Origin of the sequence: Massilia mucilaginosa (assembly GCF_011682145.1) — a bacterium.
GTDB lineage: Bacteria > Pseudomonadota > Gammaproteobacteria > Burkholderiales > Burkholderiaceae_D > Telluria_A > Telluria_A mucilaginosa.
Window position 1 is genome coordinate 56,141 of the sequence record NZ_WHJH01000016.1, and the last position, 16,897, is coordinate 73,037.

A 16,897-nucleotide genomic window follows, 5' to 3' on the forward strand; every position below is an offset into this window, starting at 1 on the left:
AGGTACCTGTCTGAATAGTGAGCTTGATCTCTTCGGCGCCAGATCGCTCAGTGCCCGATCAGGCGCAGCAGATTCTGTCCCAGCACCAGCGCCTCGTCGTCCGGCGCCAGGCCGAGCATGCCGATCTTGGCCAGCTCCACGCCCGGATGCAGCCACGGCCCGTCCGACCCGAACAGCAGCTTGTGCGGGCCGGCGCGCCGCACCGCCATCTCCAGCAGATCGAAGCGGCGCACGCCGGCGCTGTCGGCGAAGATATTGCGGTGGCGCGCCAGATGGTCCACCAGCGCCAGCTGCGCGCTCCAGTCGTCGGCGAAGCTGCCCAGGTGCGGCAGGATGAAGTTCACGTCCGGGAACTGGCTGGCCAGCAGTTCGGCCACCGCCACTTCGCCCGTCACGTCGTACAGCACCGGCAGGCGAAAGAAGCGCGCCGTCTCGCACACCTCGCGCGAGATGCGGGCGTCGTGCCGGTGCAGCTTGATGCCCACGAAACCGTACTCCTCGACGGCCACCCGCACCAGCGCGCGCACGCGCCCGCGGTCGCGCTGCGCATGCACGAACGCGAAGCCGTAGAAGCGGCCCGGATCGGCCGCCACGATGCGCGCCACGCTGCGGTTGGCCTGCGCGTAGTCGGAGTGGAACGCGGCCAGCAGCACGGTGCGCGCAATGCCGGCCTGGCGCGCCCGCGCCAGGTAGCGTTCGAGGCCGGCGTCGCTGTCCCACGGGCCGGAAAAGCCATCGCCCTCGCCCGCGTGGCAATGGCAATCGATGATCATAGATCAAGCACGATCCGGCCGCGTCCCTGGCGGCGCCAGGTGCCGCTGTTGGCGCCGCTGTTGGCGCCGCCGGCCAGGCCGGGCTGGCGCATACGCGGCAGGTGGCAGCGCAGCGCCGCGTCGAGCGCCTGGCGCGCTGCGCGCTGCGGGTCCATGCCCTGCCCCGCCATGCCGGCTTGCTGGGCGGCGGTGCCGGCGATGCGCACGAAGCGGCGCGCCATTTCCAGCTCGCGCTCCTCGCCATCGAGACCGGCCGCTTCCATCTCCAGTGCCTTGGCGACGGCGTTCCCGAGCGCGCCGCCAATCGCCGTGCCCACAACCGGAATCGGAATGAAGGAACCGAGCGCTTTGCCCACGAACGGCAGCGCGGTCTTGGCCAGGCCCTTGAGCACGCCGCCGAGCGGCTTGGCGACCTTGCCGATGAAGGAACCGACCTTCTTCACGCCCTTCCAGATCCCCTTGAACATCTTGCCGAGGAACTGCTCCAGTTCTTCCTCGCTGGCGACCGACATCAACTCCATCGCCAGCGCGATTTCCTCCTGTTCCCCGAAGGGGCCGGGTGCTTCGAACTCCATCACTTCCAGTTCGCCCGACGCAGCCTGGCGGCATTTGGCGCATCCACATCCTGATCCTGATCCTGATCCTTGCATGATGATCTCCTTCGGTTGGTAAATCGCTAGCCCCAGAACTCGCCGAGCAGTTCGGCCTCCAGTTCCTTGCGCTGGTTGGTCAGCACGCCAGGCGGCTCGCCCGGTTTGCGTTTTCTGACATCCATCTTCGTGTGCAGGTCCTTCTCGGTCCTGCGCCGCGCGGCAGCCGACGGCGCCGGTGCCACGAATACCCGGTGCTTGCCCACGTCGAGTCCAAGCATGGTGGCGCACAGCAGATGCTGGCGCAGGCGCCGCCCCACGTCCTCGCTCTGGCCGCTGTAGGCGCGCTTGCCCGCCGGCCCATCGAACTCGATCAGGTACAGGCCAGCGAGCTTCGCTCCCACCCTGGCTACCGCGTCGCGCAGCGGACCGTAGGACTGGTACGTTGGCGCAGCGCTCATCTTCGCCAGCGCGGGCGCGATGCTGGCCGGCTGCTCGTCCTGCGGTTCGTCGTCCTCGACCGGGTAAGGGTAAGGATAGGGTTCCGGCCACGGCGCCAGCACCGGATAGCGCCAGCCGCCCCACGCCGGCCGGCGCGGCCTGGACGGCCCGCTACGGCCCGGCGACGGCCGTGGCCCGCGCCCCGCTCCAGCGCGCCGCCCGCCCCGCTCTTCTTCCATCTCGAATGCCACCATTTCAAATTCCGTATTCATATTCCCTCCTTGTCTGCATGCCTGATGGCGCCTGTGCGCGCAGGCAGGCCGCCAGCAGCGCCAGTGCGCGTTCGATCTCGTCCGGCGCATGGCGCGCCGTGACGATGAAACTGAGCGCAGCCTGCGCGCCCGAGCGCTGCAGCACCGCGTCGACCCCGGCGTGGCGCAGGCAGGCGTGCAGCGCCACGCCGTCGACGCCGCGCCGCGGCGCCAGCGTCTGCACCGGAAACGCACTCGCATGCAGCGCAATGCCATGCCTGGCCGCGCCGCCGCGCCACTGGGCCACGCGGCGCCACAAGCGCGCGCGCAGGCGCTCGCCGTGCGCGCGGTTGATGCGCAGCGCCGCCAGCGCGGCCCGGATCGACGCCACCGGCGGCGGGCTGGAATGCACGCGCGCCTGGCTCGATTGCCCGAAACGGCGCACCAGCTCCGCGCTGGCGCACAGCACCGCCAGCGGCGCGCCGAACGCTTTCGAGAGCGAACTGCCGGCCACCACGTGCGGCCCGTCGACCCCGTGCCGCCGCAGCGAACCGCCGCCGCCCTCGCCGAACAGGCCGATGGCCTGGGTGTCGTCGAGCACCAGCCAGCCGCCCGCCTCCCGCATCAAGGCGGCGTAGGCGGCCAGCGGCGGCGGCCGTGGCGCGCCGGGCACGTGGCCGTCGGCCAGGATCAGCGGGCGCCGTCCCTGCCTGCGCGCCGCCTGCGCGAGCCGGCGCGCGCCGTCCACATCGGCATGCCCGAACACCGTCAGCGGCGTGCCGCGTGCCGCCGCGCGTTCGGCGCCGGCGCGCGCGATCGGGTAGCTGGCGCCATCGACCAGGATCGCCAGCGGCTCGCGCGCCAGCAGCTCGAACAGGTCGCAGAACAGGTGCAGGGTCGATGGCAGCAGGGTCGCCGCCTGGCAGCCGCACAGCAGCGCCAGCGCTTGCGCCAGTTGCGCGGCGCCGGGCGGCTCCCTGCTGGCCGCCGGCCGCCCCAGCGTCAGCGCATCCCAGCCTCCCAGGTCCGCGCTGGGATGGCGCATGCCGAGATACAGGGCGCTGGAAAAGTCGAGCATGGCCTAGGCCATCCGCGCTTGCTGCTCGAGGCGCTTGCGCAGCAGGATCGAGGGCAAGGTGCCTTCCGCCTTGGGATCGCGCGCGTCCACCGTCAGATCGACGCCGGTGGCGGCGCGGTAGGCGTGGATGTAGCCCTGGATCTGCGGACGCCAGAAGCGCGCCCAGTTGAAGGCCTGGGTCGGCTCGTAGATGTCGCTCCAGGCGCCGTAGCGCACCGACAGCAGCACCTGTTCGCCGAACATGGCCAGGCTGCGGAAGTGCATCACGCTCGTATCGGACCATCCCTGCAGCTTTTTCATGGCGTCGACCCGGTCCATCCACGGTTCCGGATAGGCGACCATGATGCGGGTCGGCAGGAACTCGCGGAACTCGGGGCGCGCCAGCATCCACTGCTGCATCAGCATTTCGATGCGCGCCGTCGAGGGCAGGTCGCCGAACTGGTTGTGCGCCCCCTGCGACAGGATCAGGTGCACTTCTTTCAGACCGTTCAAGACCGGGAAGGCGTCGGCCTTGACGGTGGTGTCGTCATCCTGGCGGTAGAACGCGGTGCACAGGCGCAGCAGGTAGTGGAACGCTTCGAGGAATTTCGAGCGCGTGTCGGCCGGGCGGAAATGCTGGACCGCCTTGCCGTCGAGCCGCACGCCGTAGTGGTGGTCGTACTCGTAATTGCGCCGCACCACGGTGAGGCGATGCTGTTCGTCCTGCGTGTAGCCCCAGATCAGGTTATTCAAGGGCCGCAGCGGATCGATTTCGAGGTTCGCCAGCGGATCGTCGCGGCCCAGCGCGCGCACGTTCTGGAAGCGCTGGGTGATCGCGTTCATGGTCTGCACCAGCATGCCCTCCTCGTGCCAGTAAGACCAGATCAGCTCCAGCAGGCAGGGATTGGCCAGCTTTTGCTGGACGATGCCGAAGCACAGATCGGCTTCGCCCTCGATCCCGCGCAGCAGGTGGATCGGCACGTCGGGCAATTTGCGCCGGATGATCGCCAGGTACGGCAGCACCTTGGTGCCGTCCACCGTGGTCTCCAGGTAGTCGGCGTTGAAGGTGGTTTCCAGGTCGCGCGTGGCCGGAATGTCGCGCCGGTCGAGGTAGGCCTGGTCTTCGGCCGGATTGAACATGTTCGGCTGGCTCAGGACCCCGCAGTTGACCATCACGAACGCTTCGGTCGCCACCTTCAGCACGCGGTAGGCTTCCGAATCGTTGAAGGGCAGCGCGCGGCGCTGGCGCAGCTGCTCGAACAGCTGGCTCTTGGCCTCGAACGCGGGGCCGCGGTTGGCCGGGGTGCAGAACAGCGCATCCATGAAGTTCAGGTAGTTCGTAAACGACATCGCATCGGTGCTGTTGCGGATCAGGGTCCACAGCGGCAGGTCGTCGGTCGGTTCGGTCTCGGTGCGCGTCATCGACACGCCGATATTGCCCGAGATCGGGCTCGGCGTGCGCTCGTCGGCCACAAAGCCCTGGCGGATGCCGATCATGGCCGGCGCGGCCAGTGGCGCCATGTTGATGCCCGGCGCCAGCGCGGCGGCCGAGGGCCGGCGCTCGAATGCCAGCACCGCCTCGAACTGCTGCGGCCCGGCGTGGCGCACCACGCGCGAGAGCACGTAGGGATCATCCTCGCGCGCGATCCAGCCCGGCGTGGGCAGCACCCGCACATGCGGCCTGAGGTCGGACTGGTTGCCGGAAAAGCGGATGGTCGCCACCACCCGGTCCGCCACCCGCGCCACGCTGCAGGCATTGGCCTGGCAGTCGACGGTTTCGTAACTGAGTTCGGCGCGCAGTTCCAGCGCCAGCTGGAAGCAGACCACGGCGCGGCAGCCGCCGTCGACCTTGACGCAGCGCGGCTCGGTCAGCGGATAGTGTTCGTACACCACCACGTAGCTGCCCGGCGCCAGGTTGGCGACCGTGGCCTCGCCGGCGCTGCCGGTGAGCGCGCTCGCTTCGAGCTGCTCGTACGACGGCGTCCAGCGCGCCGCCTCGAAGCTGTCGATGCCCTCCGCGTGGCGGTACACGCTGATCGCGCCGTTCGATACCGGCGCGCCGGTCTGGGCCTCGTGCACGGTCACCTCGAGCGACCCGCTACGGGCTTGCTTCAGATTGTTCTTGCTGCTCATGTCATTCTCCTCAGTGGAAAGTCAAAGGTGCCCGGGGAAGCGCCGGCGCTTGCGCCTCCAGCGAGGCGCACAGGAAGCTGGTGTCGAGCGTGCTGCGCAGCGCCCAGTGGGTCAGCAGTTTGGCCAGCAGGACGTTTTCGTCTTCCGGCCCGACCAGGCCGTCGGCGCGCGCCTGCCCCAGCACCGCGAACACCAGCGATGGCGGGGCGCGGTACATCTGCGCGGGCGCCTTCTCCCAGCGCCGGTACAGCGACACCAGCAGCGCCGGCTGGCGCCCGGCCACGTCGAGTACCTCGGGCAGGGTCTTGCCGCGCAGCGCCGCCGGCTTGTGCCGCACCAGCAGCTGGACAAACGCCGGCATGGCGCGCCGCAGCCGCCCCAGGAGATCGACCGTCTCCGGCGCCAGGGTCGCGCTCGGGTAGTAGTCGTGCCACACCGTGGCCAGGCGCTCCCACTGCGGATGCGGGTACAGGGCCTGCCCCATCGCGCAACTGAGCATCACGCGGATCCACGGAATCGGATGCGGGTCGTCGGGACTGAGGCGAAACACGAACACGCGCGGCAGGCTGACCACCCCGATCAGGCCCAGGGTCGAGACCACGCCGACCCGCGCCACCGACCAGAAGTCGGCCACGATTTCGGAAATCCAGCGCTCCCACCACTGCCACGTTTCGCGCTGGGCCGGGTCGCTCTGCTGCATCGCCTGCAGTTGCGGGCGCAGCGAGTTGACCAGGTCGAGCAGGGCCGCGCCCTGGTGCCCGACCTCGTGGATCAGCGAGGACGCGATGCCGCTGCCGATCATGCGTTCGCGCGGCACCCGCACCACCGCCACCGGGTTCTCGCCGCCGCCCGGCAGGCGGGTGCGCGCGCGCCGGATCGCCGCGCCCGGCCCCCGGTCCAGGTAGCAGACCACGGGCGGCATGCGGTAGTAGCCGCCCGGCAGCGCCAGGGCGTCGGCCGCGACCGCGTCGAGGCCGGACAGCCAGACCCCGTTTTCGTGCTCGCTGCGCTGGGTGATGACGTCGTTGAACAGATCGAACTGGGTGAGCGTGGCATTGAACTTCAGGCGCAGGAAGGTGAAGCGGCGCTGCGCCTCGGCCGCGCTGGCGCTCGCTTGCGCGCCGGCCAGCCAGTGCTGGAAGGCCGCCACCAGCGCCTGCAGTTCGCGCCGTCCCGTGACCAGGTAGCGCTCGAGCGCCGACTGGGCCGACGGCAGCAGCGCGGCGGCCGGCACCATGGGCTCGATCAGGGCAAAGGGACGGACCCGCGCCAGCCTGGTTTGCAGGGAACGCGCTTCCTGTTCGAGCAGCGACGCGGCATACGGGCTCATGGCGGTCAGGCGCCGTAGATGACGATCTTGTTGCCCTGGCGGCTCCAGCGTCCGCTGGCGCCCCGCCCGCCGCCCGCACCCATGCCGCCGCCCTGCTGCGCCATGCCGCCAGCGCCGCAACTGGCGCAGCCGCCGCCGGAGGCGCCGCGTTTGAGCAGGCCCGGTGCGTGCTGGCGCGCCGCCGCCATGGCCGCATTCTGGGCGATCGCGCGCGGGTCGCCCGAGCCGGGTGCCTGCGAGGCCTTCTGCACCGTGTCGGCGGCCAGGCGCACGAACTGGCGCGCGCCTTCGTACTCGCGGTCGTCGCCGCTCATCTCCGCTTCGAGGCCAAGCGCGCCGCCGGCCGCCGAAGCCAGTCCGCTGCCGATCTTGGCGCCCAGCGGGCCGCCGAAGTAGCCGCCGATGGCGCCGCCGGCCAGCGGCAGCGCTTTTTTGGCCACGCCTTTGAGCACGCCGCCGACGGCCTGCCCGACCGGCGAGCGGATCACGCGGCCGGCGGTGGCGCCGACCTTGCGAATGAAGTCGCCCAGGAACTGGTCGAGCTCCGCTTCGCTGTTCACGTTCAGCAGTTCCTGCGCGTATTCGGCTTCCTGCTGTTCGTTCAGACTGGATTCGCCGCTCCACTCGCCCTGGCCGAATTCGAACTGTTCGCCCTCGAAGCTGGAGGTTTCCTGGCCATATTCCATTGTCGTGCGGTCGATGTCATGCATGATGCGCTCCTCTAGAAAAATGAAACAACAAGGTGAAACAACGAAGTAAAACAACACAGTGCCCGGATGGACAATCGGTCCGGATCAGCAATCGTGAAGAATCAGTTGGCCCGCCCGGCGGGTCCAGCGGCCCTGCGTGGCCGGCCGCGCGTGCACATGCGGCAGCAGGCCCGGTGCGTACTGGCGCGCGGCCGCTTGCACGGCGGCGCGCGCGGACTGCGGCGTCGCGCTGCCGGCATTGCCCGCGTGGCGCGCGGCTTCGTCGGCCAGGCGCACCAGCTGGCGCGCCAGGACGAATTCCTTGTCTTCGGCGCTCAGGCCTTCGAGTTCGAGGCCGAACATGCGCGCACCGAGGTTGATGCTCACCGTCTTTGCGCTGGCGCCGGACACAGGGCGGCGCTGCGGAGACAGGATCGGCCGCACGGCGCGCAGCAGTTCGGTGACCAGCAAGGGCCCCATCGGCGAACGGGCCACGCGCGCACCGAGCACGCCGGCGCCGGCAATCGCCCGGCCCAGCACGCGCCTCAGGTCGGCCGGTTCGGCCGCTTCGAGCAGTTCGGCGGCCAGCGCCAGGTCGGCGCTGTCGTCCGGGAGCGGCGCGGCGTCGAACTCCTGTTCGCTCGGGCGCGGCGCGGCGTTGGTGAAGATGTCGAACACCGGACTGTATTCAAGCAGGCGACGGTTCACGGGCAGCCCCTTTGGTTGGTGGTGGATGCGCGGGGAAGAAAGGGTGATGCCGCTGCGCGTCCTGCTCCATCCATTGCAAGGGCTGTGCCAGCGCGCGTGAGGGGCAAATTCGCGATATCGCGGCAGCGGCGCCGAAAAGCGTTTCGGGAAAGCGGTATAGTCACGCAGGAGCGGCGAAAAGCGTTTCGCGATGGCGCCGGCCTCTACTGTGAAGGAGAAAGCATGCGTCAATGGATGTTTGCAATCGGCACGATACTGGCCGCATCGGCGGTCTGCGCGGGAGAAGCGGCGGGCCAGGCTGGCACAACGCCAGTGGCCGCGCCACAGCAGCAAGGCGCGCACCCGCACATCGCGGCCGAACTGCTGGCCATGATGGAGCGCGACCAGGAAGTGCGCCGGCGCCAGGATGCCGCGCCGGATTCGATGGCGATCAGGGCCGAGATGCTCGCGCTCGACGCCAGGCACGAGCCGAGGATCAAGGCCATTCTTGCCGAGATCGGCTGGCCGGGCGTCAAGGCGGTGGGCCCGCACGGCAACCAGGCCATGTGGCTGCTGGTGCAGCACGCCTCGCCGGCCATGCTCAAGCAAACTCTGCCGTCGATGAAGAAAGCGGCGCAGGATGGCGAATTGCCTTGGTCCACAGTGGCGCTGAGCATCGATCGCGACCTGCTCAACGACTACAAGAAGCAGCTGTACGGCAGCCAGTTAGTCATCAACAAGGCCGGCAAGCCGGAACTGCGACCGGTCGAGGATGAAAGCCGGCTCGACGAACGGCGCGCGAGTGTTGGCCTGGAACCGATCGCCGATTATCTGCGCCGGTTCGAGGCGCCCTGACAAGGTATAGTAAAGAAAGCACGGCCGCCAAGGGGCGCCGCCCGACTCACCGTCCACCATGGAGACACCATGCAAGTCCGTAACGATATTCTGTTCCACGCGCTGCACACCGATGGCCTGTTGATGCTGGCCAATTGCTGGGATGCGGGCAGCGCGCGCATTGCGCAAGCGGCCGGCGCCAGGGCGCTGGCGACGAGCAGCGCCGCTGTCGCCTGGTCGCACGGCTTTGCGGACGGCAGCATTTTGCCGCGCGAGCTGTTGATGGCCTCCGTGAAAGGTATCTTGCGCGTCAGTTCCCTGCCCCTGACGGTCGATGCGGAAGATGGCTACAGCGACGATCCGGCGCAGGCGGCCGCGCTGGTGGGCGAACTGATCGACGCGGGCGTGGTCGGGATCAACATCGAGGATGGCGGCGGCACGCCGGCGCTGCTGGCGGACAAGATCCGGGCGATCCGGGCGCTTGCCGCCGCGCGCGGTGTGAACCTGTTCATCAATGCGCGCACCGATGTGTATCTGCGCGGAGTCGAGGCCGGCGCGCGCGTGGAAGAAACCATCCGCCGCGCCGCCCTGTACCAGGAAGCCGGGGCCAGCGGCCTGTTCGTGCCCGCCATGGTGGCCGAAGAGGATATCGCGGCAGTGATCAAGGCCACGCGCCTGCCGCTGAACGTGATGGTGAGGGACGGCGTGCCGCCGCTGGCGCGGCTGGCGCAGCTGGGCGTGCGCCGCCTGAGCGCCGGTTCGGCCATTTCGGAGACGACGTTCGGATGCATTGATGCGCTGACCCGGCAATTTTTGGACAGCGGCACGGTCAACGAGGCGGGGTTTCCGCGGATGGGGTATGGGGCGTTGAACAGCTTGATGGGTTAGAACGTCGACAAAAAACAGCTCACCCAGCGCACTCGGAATGGAACCAGATAGGCTACAACATGTCAAAGTGATATTGGGCATGATTGGAGAAGGTGATGGCAACAATTCCGTTCGACACCTTGAAAATGGCGGAGCGGCTGGAGCGCGCAGGTTTCTCCGTCGAGCAGGCGAAGGTACAAGCTGCCATGCTTGCTGAAATAGTCAGCGCGGCAGATGCCAGTATCGTGGAGCGGTTTTCAAGCAAACATGACGTATCACGGGAATTGACTGAGATTCGCTCCTCCATCGAGAAATTGGACGCTAAAATAGACCGGACAGCGGCCGACGCAAAAGCCAGCGTGTCCGAGGCCAAAGCCGAACCGGTGCGCTGGGTCGTTGGTGTGGGACTGCTTCAAATGGCTTTAATCGCCGGACTCGTCCTGAAGCTGGTTCCCGGATAGCCGCCGCAGCAGAACGCTACGCGGCCAGTCATCTGCGGCGCGACGATGGCGCCCGTGCGCGCCAGTCTCATTCGCCGCGCAAGCCCACGCTCCTAAAACGCCGACTTGCCAAATCGCGCCACACCCTGGTTCACGCCCGGCGGGTCGAGCGTTTCCAGCTTGAGCGGCAGCGGCTCGCCGATCCAGTGCGCCAAGGTAGTGTGGTCGGCCACGTCGTCGTCAGTCAATGGATGCACCAAAGCGCGCAAACCGGACGCTTCAAGCAGCGCAACGACCCCCGGCAGCATCGCCTGGCTGTAGTGAATCTCGTACTCCGGCAGCGGATGCGGGCCGACCGCATGCTCGCCCGGTTCGCCAACAAAAAACAGTTCCGGCATGGCGCCGCTGTCCTTCGCATCGAGCAGGCGTGCGCGCAAGGCCAGTGCCTGCGCGCGCGATGCAGCGTCGTAGTAAATATGTGCGTGGTACGGGGCGTTAAGCTCGTCCATGAAAATCATCCTTTCCAAATGGGGGCAGTCCGAAAAAAACCGCCAGGGCTTGCGCGCTGGCGGTTTTTACAGGCATTGCTAGACAACGATTACTGAGGAGCCGCTTCCGCGCCTTCAGCAGCTTTCATCGACAGCTTCAGACGGCCGCGGTCGTCGGTTTCCAGAACCTTGACGCGCACTTGCTGGCCTTCTTTCAGGTAGTCGGCAACCGCGTTCACACGCTCGTTGGCGATCTGCGAGATGTGCAGCAGGCCGTCCTTGCCTGGCATGACCTGGACGATCGCGCCGAAGTCGAGCAATTTCAGCACGACGCCGTCGTAGGTCTTGCCTACTTCGACCGAGGCGGTCAGTTCTTCGATGCGGCGCTTGGCTTCCTGGCCGGCGGCGGCGTCGACCGACGCGATGGTGACGATACCTTCGTCGCTGATGTCGATCTGGGTGCCGGTTTCTTCGGTCAGCGCGCGAATGACGGCGCCGCCCTTGCCGATGACGTCACGGATTTTCTCAGGATTGATCTTGATGGTGATCAGGCGCGGTGCGAAATCCGACAGTTCGGTTTTCACATGCGGCATGGCCTTCTGCATTTCGCCGAGGATGTGCTGGCGGCCTTCTTTGGCTTGCGCCAGAGCCACTTGCATGATTTCCTTGGTGATGCCCATGATCTTGATGTCCATCTGCAGCGCGGTAATGCCATTGGCGGTACCGGCTACCTTGAAGTCCATGTCGCCCAGGTGATCTTCGTCGCCCAGAATGTCGGACAACACGGCGAACTTGCCGCCTTCCTTGATCAGGCCCATGGCGATACCGGCCACGTGCGCTTTCATCGGCACGCCGGCATCCATCAGCGCCAGGCAGCCGCCGCAGACCGAAGCCATCGATGAGGAACCGTTCGATTCGGTGATTTCGGACACCAGGCGAACCGAGTAGCTGAAGTCTTCAGGGTTGGGCAAGGCGGCGATCAGCGCGCGCTTGGCCAGGCGGCCGTGGCCGATTTCGCGACGCTTCGGGGTGCCGACACGGCCGGTTTCGCCGGTGGCGAACGGAGGCATGTTGTAGTGCATCATGAAGTCGTCGGTGTACTCGCCCATCAGCGCGTCGATCTTCTGGCTGTCGCGCGCGGTACCGAGGGTAGCCACGACCAGCGCTTGCGTTTCGCCGCGGGTGAACAGGGCAGAACCGTGGGTGCGCGGCAGGATGCTGGTGCGGATCGCGATCGGACGCACGGTGCGGGTGTCGCGGCCGTCGATGCGCGGCTCGCCGTTCAGGATCTGCGAACGCACGACTTTGGCTTCGATATCGAACAGCACATTGCCGACGTCGACATTGTCCGGCTGGGCGATGCCGGTGGCGGCAGCGTCAGCGGCCAGGGCGGCGTAGACTTCCTGGAACGATGCCTTCAGCTTGGCGGTACGGGCAACCTTGTCCTTGATCTGGTAGGTTTCGTTGATGTTCGTTTCGGCCAGTTCTTTCACGCGGGCGATCAGCGCTTCGTTCTTGGCGGGAGCGGTCCATTCAACTTCCGGCTTGCCGCCGTCGCGCACCAGTTCGTGGATCGCATCGATCACGACTTTCATCTGGTCATGGCCGTAGACCACGGCGCCGAGCATGATTTCTTCGGACAGTTGCTTGGCTTCGGATTCGACCATCAGCACGGCCGTTTCGGTACCGGCGACAACCAGGTCCATCTCGGAGGTCTTGAGCTGGGTGGTGGTCGGGTTCAGGATGAACTGGCCGTTGGCGTAGCCGACGCGCGCGGCGCCGATCGGGCCGCTGAACGGGATGCCGGAGACGCACAGGGCGGCGGAAGCGCCGATCATGGCGGCGATGTCCGGATCGATCTCAGGATTGACCGACAGCACGTGGATGATGATCTGAACTTCGTTCAGGTAGCCTTCTGGGAACAGCGGGCGGATCGGACGGTCGATCAGGCGGCTGGTCAGGGTTTCTTTTTCGGAAGGACGGCCTTCGCGCTTGAAGAAACCGCCTGGGATTTTACCGGCTGCGTACGTTTTCTCGACGTAATCGACGGTCAGCGGGAAGAAATCCTGGCCTGGCTTGGCGTCTTTGCGCGCAACCACGGTAGCCAGAACGACGGTGTCTTCGATCGACACCATGACGGCGCCGGAGGCTTGACGGGCGATTTCGCCGGTTTCCAGAGTGACTTGATGTTGGCCGTACTGGAAGGTTTTCGTAACTTTATTAAACATGGGTAATCCCTTTCTATTTGCCGACAGATTTTCAGGCGCTGTCGTCCACCTCACCACAGGCAACATTGCTTGCTGCCTTTACTACTTTTTCGGGACTGGAAATGCAAAAATGCCCGCGACAGCAAGCTGTGCAGGCATTTCTTGATCAACTTGAAACGGCAAAAATTACTTGCGCAGACCGAGTTTGGCGATCAGATCGCGATAACGGGTAGCGTCTTTGCTTTTCAGGTAGGACAGCAGGCTCTTACGACGGTTGACCATCATGATCAGACCACGGCGCGAGTGGTGATCTTTCGCGTGCGCTTTGAAGTGGCCGTTCAGTTCGTTGATGCGTGCGGTCAGCAGAGCGACCTGAACTTCAGGGGAGCCGGTGTCGTTTTGCGCACGGGCGTTGTCCGCGATAATCGCGGCTTTATTGATGTTTTCTACGGTCATGATAGTACCTTTCACATGCGGTGCACGAGTCGCAACCCGACACACCGTGAACTTCGATTGATGAACCGGCCAAAACGGCCAGACCCGCAAGTATATGCGAAAAGCGCCCGGGCCGCCAGAAAAGCTTGCGCCGCAGCGCCCCGACGGGATTTTTGCCATCTCAAGCGTGGTATTGATGTGAAAATGCGCAAAAAACGAGATGCGGCCAGAAACGCACGCCGTGACGACGTCCTCAGGCTGGTGCATGATGGTGTTTTGAGCGATTCCAAGGTGGTTTTTATGCGAACACGAGCAAAAATGGCAATCCTGAGCGTTGTGCTGAGCCTGGCCGGCTGCGCGGCGATGATGCGCACGCCCCCAGTGCCGGGCGACACATTCGACGTGGTGCGCGCCAAGTTCGGCGAGCCGAGCGCGATCCACGCCCTGCCCTCGGGCCAGGTGCTGGAATACGCGACCGGGCCGTTCGGCCAGTTCACCTGGATGGCGCGCATGGGGCCGGACGGCAAGCTGGCCGCCTTCGAGCAGGTGCTGGGCGACGTCGGCTTCGGGCGCATCAAGATCGACCAGGCGACCAGGGCCGACGTGACGGTCACGGTGGGGCGCCCCGCCGAGCGCTCGTACCTGTCGCTGTCGGACCTGGAAGTATGGTCCTACCGCTACAAGGAGAGCGGCGTGTGGAACTCGATGATGCACGTGCACTTCGACCGCAACGGCATCGTGCGCAAGATGATCAGCGGACCGGATCCGATGTACGAGGAAAAGCGCGGCTTCTTCAGGGATTGACGGGCGCGGCGCTCAAGGCCTCGCTGGGTCGCGTCAGCGGAAACTCGACACTGCGCATCACCCCCGCCCGGTCCTCGACCGACAGCACCGCCGTGGTTTCTCCTTCGACGAGTTCGATCCTGGGCGAGGGTTGCTTGTACCAGTAGATCCAGTTGGTGACGCTCTCGAATGTTTCCGGCCACCTCGTGCCGAGCAGGCTGCGTTCGAGCAGGCGTTCGCCTTTCTTGTTGAACACAACGAGATGATACGGATTGTCCCTCTTTACCTGGGACACGCCGACGATGTACTTCGATGCCGGATCGATCCACAGATAGGTCAGCGCGGGCACCGGACGGCGGAACAGTTCCGCGCCGGACTTGTTGTCCAGCACGCGCAGGGTGGAAAACGTATTCGCGACGCCGAACGGATCTTCGCCGGTCGTCATCATCTTGAAGCGCGCAGGACGGGTCTTGTCGCTCCAGTCATGGTGGTGCTCCACCCGCAAGGCCGTGGACTTGGCGGTCAGCTCAACGACCTCCTGGTAGCCGATGCTGTCCGCGCGGGCGGCGGAACTGCCGAGCGCCAGGAAAGACAGCGCGATGGTAAGAAAGTGCCTGCGATAGCCAGAAGTCATGAACGGTTATCCGATAAAGTTAAGTTGCGCCGCGACTATACCATTGCCCCGTGACGGCCGGCTTGCAGCGATGCCCGCAAGCGCTATTGCGCAGGGCGCTTGTGCGCCTGTTTGTCCGGTGGGCGTGGCGGCGGCGCGAACCAGCTGCTGTCGCTCCTGAGCAGCGCCACCGCACTATGCAGGAAGCGATACAGCGCCGGCTGGTCGAGCGGCACCAGCATGCTGCGCTGGTACGATGCCGTGCGCGGCCGGCTGGCCACATGCAGCAGGGCCGCGTCGATGACGCGCTCGTGCTTGAGCGCATCGAGGGTGGAACGGTCGACCACGGTAAAGTCCAGGCGCCGGTGCGCGCCGATCATCTGCAAGGCATTCTTGATCTGCGGCACATCGATGCGCGTAATCTCGCCGGCGCTAATCAGCGGCTCCAGGTCGGGAAAGCGATGACCGCCCGGCGCGCCGAAGCGCTTGCCGCGCAGCGAGTCCGGCCCGTCGTACTCCAGCGGCGCCGCGCGCGGCGACACCACCAGCGATTCATCGTCCATCAGGGGACCGGTCCAGAAATAGCGCGTGCGCTCCGGGTCGCCGAAAAAACGCGGATGCACCCAGGCAACGACCATCGTCAGCTTCCCTTCCTGCAACAGCACATCAAGCCGGCGGCGCGGAATGTACACCGATACGAAGCGGTAGCGCCCACCGGACATCTCGCTCAGCCGGCTTGCCAGACGGGCGTTGAGCCCGGCGGAAGGCCGGCCCGGCACGAACCAGGGCACGTAATCGTAATAGGTCGCCAGCTGCACGGTCTCGGCCGCTTGCGCAAGGCGCAGCGGGAGCAAGGGCAACAGCATCGCTATCAGAAACGATCTGGAACGCATGACCATCCCACGGACAAATTCATCCGTTCGCCACTTCCACGCCGTATCAGAGGACCCGAGCATCATCGCCCATTTAACCATGATCAGGTCGCATGCGGCGGCACCATTTGTAGCGCCAGGCGCCTCTTTCGTCAAACCGTCAAAAGTGGCCAGACCAATTTCTTTACATACATAAAACTACCGATATACTCGCGACCATGCTCCCCGCCTTCACGCCACTTGCCGCAAACCGCCGTTACGCCGCCATCGCGCTGACATTGCTCGCGCACGCGCTGCTGGTGCTGGGCTGGCAATATGCACGGCGCGTTCCATCCGTCGACAACGATCCCGGCCAGAGCATTCAATGGATCAATATCACGCCGCCAGGCGCGACAGCGCCGCCGCCGCCGAAGCCGGCATTGCAGCCGGATGCCCGCAAGACCGCGCGCGCCGACGCCCCGGCTGCACGCCCGGTTGCGGCCACGCCGGCGGCAGCGCCGCTTGAGCCGATAGCCGAAGCGCCGCCCGACATGGTTGTGCAAGACGCGCCCCCGGCGGCGCCGAACGCGGCCGAGATCATGCGGCAAGCCCGGCGCAGCATCGGCAAGATCGACCAGGACTTGCGCAAGGCCCATCCGGGGCAGCCGATCACCGCACCGGTCAGCAATGGCACGACGCGGCTGGCGCAGGGCTTGCAGGCCGCCGCCGACGCCGCCCCCAACCGCTGGTACGAAGCGCCCAAGGTCACCGAGATCATCGACCCCGGCTCGTACGACAGGCGCCGCTACCGCGTGGTGGGAGCCAAGGGCACCTACTGCATCACGGTCGAATCGAACCACGCACCGGACGGACTCGATATCGGAAGCAAAGGCATCCAGCACAAAAAGACCAACTGCGAAGAAAACGAACAGGCCGCCGCCAAACAAAAGTGGTGACGACGCGCTTCAACCCGGATGCGCCAGCAAGGCCTTCTGGGCAGCACGTCGACCCGGATGCAAGCGCTGCGACAGGACGAAAAGCCATCCAAGCGCAGGCGTGCGCCGCCCGAGGTGAGCACCGGGTCGGCCAGCGCCAGCGTGCGCGCCTTGCGGATCGGACATTGCCAGTTGCAGGCGCGGTTGAGCGGTCGCGTCGAGCGGCGAGGGAGCCAGGTAGCGGTAGGCGTGGGTATGCGTTGTCACGATGCCATTTTATGGCACATCATCCAAGGCAGCGACGTGAGGGCCTGGCCCTCGATCATGATCCAGCCGGCGTTCCTGGCGAAGCTGACCCACAGTTTGTCCGGCGTGGCGTACGCCATGCTGCCGTCGTCGCTGGCGAAGAACGTGTACGCGCCATGGCCCGCAGCCTTGGGCTGCGGCGACGGGCAGCGGCGCCGCCGGCATCGTGCCAGGTCTTGCCGTGGTC

The 16,897-nt window shown here is 66.2% G+C and carries 20 protein-coding genes; 5 read left to right on the forward strand and 15 right to left on the reverse strand.

Annotated elements, in window-relative coordinates; all coding sequences use genetic code 11:
• Positions 1 to 47 precede the first annotated feature (47 nt).
• The 8 genes from F2P45_RS15305 to F2P45_RS15340 form a co-directional block, all read right to left on the reverse strand.
• Complete coding sequence (locus F2P45_RS15305; RefSeq protein ID WP_166876551.1) at positions 48 to 773, reverse strand: amidohydrolase family protein; 726 nt, start codon at positions 771 to 773, stop codon at positions 48 to 50.
• Entirely contained in the window at positions 770 to 1,423 is a 654-nt protein-coding gene (locus F2P45_RS15310; protein ID WP_166876554.1) for a hypothetical protein, read from the reverse strand. The genes F2P45_RS15305 and F2P45_RS15310 overlap by 4 nt, the downstream gene beginning before the upstream one ends.
• Positions 1,424 to 1,449: 26 nt before the next feature.
• Complete coding sequence (locus F2P45_RS15315) at positions 1,450 to 2,076, reverse strand: GIY-YIG nuclease family protein (protein WP_166876557.1); 627 nt, start codon at positions 2,074 to 2,076, stop codon at positions 1,450 to 1,452.
• Positions 2,060 to 3,133 (reverse strand): aminotransferase class I/II-fold pyridoxal phosphate-dependent enzyme, encoded by a 1,074-nt coding sequence (locus F2P45_RS15320; RefSeq protein WP_166876560.1) that lies wholly within the window; start codon positions 3,131 to 3,133, stop codon positions 2,060 to 2,062. The genes F2P45_RS15315 and F2P45_RS15320 overlap by 17 nt, the downstream gene beginning before the upstream one ends.
• 3 nt (positions 3,134 to 3,136) lie before the next feature.
• Positions 3,137 to 5,245 (reverse strand): MSCRAMM family protein, encoded by a 2,109-nt coding sequence (locus tag F2P45_RS15325; protein ID WP_166876563.1) that lies wholly within the window; start codon positions 5,243 to 5,245, stop codon positions 3,137 to 3,139.
• A 10-nt stretch (positions 5,246 to 5,255) separates the two neighbouring features.
• Positions 5,256 to 6,575, reverse strand: coding sequence for a hypothetical protein (locus F2P45_RS15330; RefSeq protein WP_166876566.1), 1,320 nt, complete (start codon positions 6,573 to 6,575; stop codon positions 5,256 to 5,258).
• 5 nt (positions 6,576 to 6,580) lie between these two features.
• Positions 6,581 to 7,285 (reverse strand): hypothetical protein, encoded by a 705-nt coding sequence (locus F2P45_RS15335; protein WP_166876569.1) that lies wholly within the window; start codon positions 7,283 to 7,285, stop codon positions 6,581 to 6,583.
• Between the two features lie 84 nt (positions 7,286 to 7,369).
• A complete protein-coding gene (locus tag F2P45_RS15340) occupies positions 7,370 to 7,972 on the reverse strand; it encodes a hypothetical protein (RefSeq protein WP_166876572.1) in 603 nt (200 codons plus the stop codon).
• Between the two features lie 222 nt (positions 7,973 to 8,194).
• On the opposite strand from F2P45_RS15340, the gene F2P45_RS15345 reads away from it, so the two are divergent.
• The 3 genes from F2P45_RS15345 (at position 8,195) to F2P45_RS15355 (ending at position 10,113) form a co-directional block, all read left to right on the forward strand.
• Positions 8,195 to 8,806 (forward strand): DUF6624 domain-containing protein, encoded by a 612-nt coding sequence (locus F2P45_RS15345; RefSeq protein ID WP_166876575.1) that lies wholly within the window; start codon positions 8,195 to 8,197, stop codon positions 8,804 to 8,806.
• Between the two features lie 69 nt (positions 8,807 to 8,875).
• Positions 8,876 to 9,673 carry an isocitrate lyase/PEP mutase family protein gene (locus F2P45_RS15350; RefSeq protein WP_166876578.1) on the forward strand — a complete coding sequence of 266 codons (798 nt, stop codon included), beginning with the start codon at positions 8,876 to 8,878 and terminating at the stop codon, positions 9,671 to 9,673.
• 95 nt (positions 9,674 to 9,768) lie between these two features.
• On the forward strand, positions 9,769 to 10,113 hold the full coding sequence (locus tag F2P45_RS15355; protein ID WP_166876580.1) for a CCDC90 family protein: 345 nt from the start codon (positions 9,769 to 9,771) through the stop codon (positions 10,111 to 10,113).
• 92 nt (positions 10,114 to 10,205) lie between these two features.
• Here the strand turns inward: F2P45_RS15355 and F2P45_RS15360 are convergent, their stop codons facing one another.
• The 3 genes from F2P45_RS15360 to rpsO form a co-directional block, all read right to left on the reverse strand.
• A complete protein-coding gene (locus F2P45_RS15360; protein WP_166876581.1) occupies positions 10,206 to 10,601 on the reverse strand; it encodes a DOPA 4,5-dioxygenase family protein in 396 nt (131 codons plus the stop codon).
• Between the two features lie 89 nt (positions 10,602 to 10,690).
• A complete protein-coding gene (pnp, locus tag F2P45_RS15365) occupies positions 10,691 to 12,808 on the reverse strand; it encodes a polyribonucleotide nucleotidyltransferase (protein ID WP_166876583.1) in 2,118 nt (705 codons plus the stop codon).
• Between the two features lie 165 nt (positions 12,809 to 12,973).
• Positions 12,974 to 13,243: a 30S ribosomal protein S15 gene (gene rpsO, locus F2P45_RS15370; protein WP_054263682.1), complete on the reverse strand. Its 270-nt coding sequence runs from the start codon at positions 13,241 to 13,243 to the stop codon at positions 12,974 to 12,976.
• Positions 13,244 to 13,540: 297 nt separating this feature from the next.
• On the opposite strand from rpsO, the gene F2P45_RS15375 reads away from it, so the two are divergent.
• A complete protein-coding gene (locus F2P45_RS15375) occupies positions 13,541 to 14,026 on the forward strand; it encodes a hypothetical protein (protein ID WP_166876585.1) in 486 nt (161 codons plus the stop codon).
• Here the strand turns inward: F2P45_RS15375 and F2P45_RS15380 are convergent.
• Positions 14,016 to 14,639 (reverse strand): hypothetical protein, encoded by a 624-nt coding sequence (locus F2P45_RS15380; RefSeq protein ID WP_223164753.1) that lies wholly within the window; start codon positions 14,637 to 14,639, stop codon positions 14,016 to 14,018. The genes F2P45_RS15375 and F2P45_RS15380 overlap by 11 nt on opposite strands.
• Positions 14,640 to 14,722: 83 nt before the next feature.
• Positions 14,723 to 15,511: a substrate-binding periplasmic protein gene (locus F2P45_RS15385; protein WP_223164754.1), complete on the reverse strand. Its 789-nt coding sequence runs from the start codon at positions 15,509 to 15,511 to the stop codon at positions 14,723 to 14,725.
• A gap of 197 nt (positions 15,512 to 15,708) precedes the next feature.
• Between F2P45_RS15385 and F2P45_RS15390 the strand changes: the two genes are divergently transcribed.
• Positions 15,709 to 16,425: a hypothetical protein gene (locus tag F2P45_RS15390; RefSeq protein WP_166876589.1), complete on the forward strand. Its 717-nt coding sequence runs from the start codon at positions 15,709 to 15,711 to the stop codon at positions 16,423 to 16,425.
• A 9-nt stretch (positions 16,426 to 16,434) separates the two neighbouring features.
• Here the strand turns inward: F2P45_RS15390 and F2P45_RS15395 are convergent, their stop codons facing one another.
• Both F2P45_RS15395 and F2P45_RS36760 read right to left on the reverse strand, forming a co-directional pair.
• Positions 16,435 to 16,671 (reverse strand): hypothetical protein, encoded by a 237-nt coding sequence (locus F2P45_RS15395; protein WP_166876592.1) that lies wholly within the window; start codon positions 16,669 to 16,671, stop codon positions 16,435 to 16,437.
• A complete protein-coding gene (locus F2P45_RS36760; RefSeq protein ID WP_267877350.1) occupies positions 16,668 to 16,790 on the reverse strand; it encodes a hypothetical protein in 123 nt (40 codons plus the stop codon). The genes F2P45_RS15395 and F2P45_RS36760 overlap by 4 nt, the downstream gene beginning before the upstream one ends.
• Between the last annotated feature and the right edge of the window lie 107 nt (positions 16,791 to 16,897).